Below are 3,061 nucleotides of genomic sequence, written 5' to 3' on the forward strand. Positions count from 1 at the left end.
CTTGTTTATAAGATGCACTTTGCATCAGCATCGCTAGCGTATCGCGCGCGTGTTTTTTGTCTTCTTGGGCTTTGGCTCCTTGCTCCCGATGAACAAAGCGCGATTGCCCGATATACTCACCCGCAAGCTCGGCATTATATTGACGCCGCGTAGCGTCTTGCCCGTTTTGCTCTTTGGTTATTCTTATTTCGTCTGCGTCCATGCCGTTATTCTCAATTCTCTTACGCAGTACAATCATAGAGCGAAAGTATTAAGAAATAGGTAACGGCGAGCTAAAGATGCCCTGATTTCAGCATTCTTTCATGCAAGATACGGATAATGTGAATTTTCGACTTTGTAACACGGTAGAAAACAGCGTGTTTTTCTACTGCAAGCTGACGATACCCCGCTTTTATATCATCACGCGCAAATCCTATTTGTGGGTTGTCAGCAATAGAAGCAATCCCTGCGGTAAGATCATCATAGTAACGCTCGGCGCGCTCCAGCCCCCATTCCTCAACCGAATGCATCAGGATTTTCTTAAGATCGTCCTTGGCCTTAACCTGAATATGTATTGGCAGCATCTATTTGGAAAGTCCCATATCTTTGATCACCTCATTCTTAATAGCCTGAGCATCGAAAAGACCTGCGCTACCGCTTTCTTCTCCCTCACGTAAGGCTGCGCGTAATTGCTCTAAACTGGATGCGGATTTTTTCTCTTCCATGAGACGCAAGGCATCTCGCACCACTTCACTGGCAGAGGCATACCGCCCATCTTCAATTTGTGCAGCAATAAAAGCATTCCAACGCTCACCAAGGCTTAGGGTTTGAGTTTTTGCTTGTGACATAGCTTTACTCCAATAATATGAATATTTCTTATTATATCTTATATAGAGTTTCCCGCGCAAAAAGTAAACACATATCAAAGCCCCATTGTTCGATAAAGATCATGGACTTCTAGCGACATCCGAATCCCGCCTGAACTGGGCGCGGGCTTAATGCCCGCTAAAAACATGGACTTCACCATGACTTAGTTCAAAGCTGACAATATCGCCCGACATTTCCCAATCTCTGCCCATGCGTTCATAGTCGATATAAAATGCAAGATGTTCGGGAATGGTGCTGGTATCTTCGGTGAACTGACGCGCATAATCTTCGAGACTGTCATATACGCCGTGATAGCGCTCATCAATGGCCTTTTGTGCTTCTTCAAGGTCTGAATAGTAATCCAATAATTCAGCGCCTAACTTACCATACTCTTCAATAAATAAGGCGACTGTATGGGCAGACTCAATGCCCTCATATTCCGATAAACGATAGCCTTCAAACCCTTCATAATCATGAATGGCGTACTCCTCGGCATCATCAACAGGCGATGTTTGCAGCAGCGTATTAATGTGCTCTTGAATGTCATCAAGCGCTAAAGTGGCATCAACCCACACACCGTGCAAAATACCGTTGTTATAGGCCGCAAGGTCAGCAATATAAATTCTTGTCTCTGTCATCATTTTCCCCTTTCATCGGATTTGAGGTTCAACAAACCGCCAAAGGCGTTTGCGTATGAACCTCTGCCGACTAGGGCGACTAAGGCGGGGGTGAAAAAATCACGAAAAATCGTCCTCAATGGTGCGGCACACAGGCGCAGCCGCGTACACGGTTGAGGGCTATTTTTCTGGATTTTGAGCAAACAAGACTGCTCCTATCGGACAAAGAAAATTCCGAGCGTTAGAGATGGGCAATATCTAAAGAGAGGCGTTGCGGAGAGAATCTTTCCGCTCGAATGGGTAACGGAAAATGCGCCAGCAGTTGGAGGTAGGGAAAGGCTTTTACCTACTAAAAAGTAATTTATTGGGAGTAAAGTCCAGAGTAAGTGGACTTTGTATTAACTCTTTAATTATATTAATAATACCCCAAGAAAAACCACCAAAGCTCTATAGGATATATACATGAGAGATAATTCTTATAAGTCAATCAGAAATGGCGCTATTGCCTCTCTAATTGCGGGTATTATTTTACTAATAGTTCCCACACTAAGAGAAATGACCGTTGCCTTCTTATCATGGATATGGTCTGGAATAGTTTGGTTATGGGAAGCTCTAGTGTCCTCGTACTCCATTTCTGGTTGGCTATTAATTATAATCGCGGTACTGGCTTTAATGAGCTTAAGCCGTATTTTTCTCTCATTTAAAAAGGGAACTGAAATTAATAGTTATGAAACTTATATTGAAGATTTTTTATTTGGAACTAAATGGCGCTGGCGTTGGGGAATAAATGAAATTATAAACTTGTGGTGCTTTTGCCCTAGATGTGATGCTGAGCTGGTTTACGATGATAGCTCCTGTCGACGCTTTTCTTACGAGTCCGAAACTAAATTCATATGCGAAAATTGCTCAAGAACAGTTGTCACATCGATTCCAGGTGGAAATAAAGATTATGCACTCTCTGCTGTAGGAAGAGAAATAAGAAGAAGAATAAGAACAAATGAAATTAATAAAAGTTAACAGCGAAGATTCAGGCGCCTTAACGAAATAGTTCAAGTGAATTAGCGAATAAACCTTGCCCCCTAAATCAACCCCCGTTGCGCGAAAGACACCACTTCTTCGCCCACGATGATGTGATCCAGCACTTTCACCTCCACAAGGTACAGCGCGTCAATTAGGCGCTTGGTGATGTACTCATCAGAATTCGAAGGCTCCGCGATACCGCTGGGGTGATTGTGGGCAAGAATGACACCTGCGGCGTTGTGACGCAGCGCCGTTTTCACGACTTCGCGCGGGAAGACACTCGCACTGTTGATTGTGCCTCGGAAAAGTACGTCTTCGGTGATGATGCGGTTTTGATTATCCAGCCATAATGCGTAAAAAACCTCGTGCTCCAGCGGGGCGAGTTTGACCTTCAAATGTTGCTTCACATCGCCCGCGTGGTTGATGGCGATGCCGCGCTTGAATTTGGTGTTTAACATCAGTGTTGCGGCGTCAATCACTTCGTCAAAGCTAAGCTCTTGATATGCGCCGTTTGGGTCGCGGACGTAAAGGGTTTGTGTGGTGTTGGCTGAAATTGTCATGGTGCTTTCCTCTGTCGC

Annotated in this window: 6 protein-coding genes; 1 reads left to right on the forward strand and 5 read right to left on the reverse strand. The window is 44.5% G+C overall.

Going from position 1 to position 3,061, the window contains the following annotated elements; translation table 11 throughout:
* The 4 genes from HJG39_RS18970 to HJG39_RS18985 all read right to left on the reverse strand — a co-directional run.
* The coding region (locus tag HJG39_RS18970; protein WP_268411953.1) for a hypothetical protein at positions 1-202 on the reverse strand (202 nt) is incomplete at its 3' end.
* A 70-nt stretch (positions 203-272) separates the two neighbouring features.
* Positions 273-563 carry a type II toxin-antitoxin system RelE/ParE family toxin gene (locus HJG39_RS18975; RefSeq protein WP_268411955.1) on the reverse strand — a complete coding sequence of 97 codons (291 nt, stop codon included), beginning with the start codon at positions 561-563 and terminating at the stop codon, positions 273-275.
* A complete protein-coding gene (locus HJG39_RS18980) occupies positions 564-827 on the reverse strand; it encodes a type II toxin-antitoxin system ParD family antitoxin (RefSeq protein WP_268411957.1) in 264 nt (87 codons plus the stop codon).
* A 147-nt stretch (positions 828-974) separates the two neighbouring features.
* Entirely contained in the window at positions 975-1,484 is a 510-nt protein-coding gene (locus tag HJG39_RS18985) for an antirestriction protein ArdA (RefSeq protein ID WP_268411958.1), read from the reverse strand.
* Between the two features lie 441 nt (positions 1,485-1,925).
* Between HJG39_RS18985 and HJG39_RS18990 the strand changes: the two genes are divergently transcribed.
* A complete protein-coding gene (locus HJG39_RS18990; protein ID WP_268411959.1) occupies positions 1,926-2,480 on the forward strand; it encodes a hypothetical protein in 555 nt (184 codons plus the stop codon).
* A gap of 62 nt (positions 2,481-2,542) precedes the next feature.
* Here HJG39_RS18990 and radC read toward each other — a convergent pair.
* The coding region (radC, locus tag HJG39_RS18995) for a RadC family protein (protein ID WP_442781052.1) at positions 2,543-3,061 on the reverse strand (519 nt) is incomplete at its 5' end.

The organism is Alteromonas sp. a30 (genome assembly GCF_026788005.1).
Classification (GTDB): Bacteria; Pseudomonadota; Gammaproteobacteria; order Enterobacterales; family Alteromonadaceae; genus Paraneptunicella.

Coding starts and splice junctions, on each gene's coding strand:
- HJG39_RS18975 (WP_268411955.1), bottom strand. CDS start 563: ATGCTGCCAATACATATTCAGGTTAAGGCCAAGGACGATCTTAAGAAA.
- HJG39_RS18980 (WP_268411957.1), bottom strand. CDS start 827: ATGTCACAAGCAAAAACTCAAACCCTAAGCCTTGGTGAGCGTTGGAAT.
- HJG39_RS18985 (WP_268411958.1), bottom strand. CDS start 1,484: ATGACAGAGACAAGAATTTATATTGCTGACCTTGCGGCCTATAACAAC.
- HJG39_RS18990 (WP_268411959.1), top strand. CDS start 1,926: ATGAGAGATAATTCTTATAAGTCAATCAGAAATGGCGCTATTGCCTCT.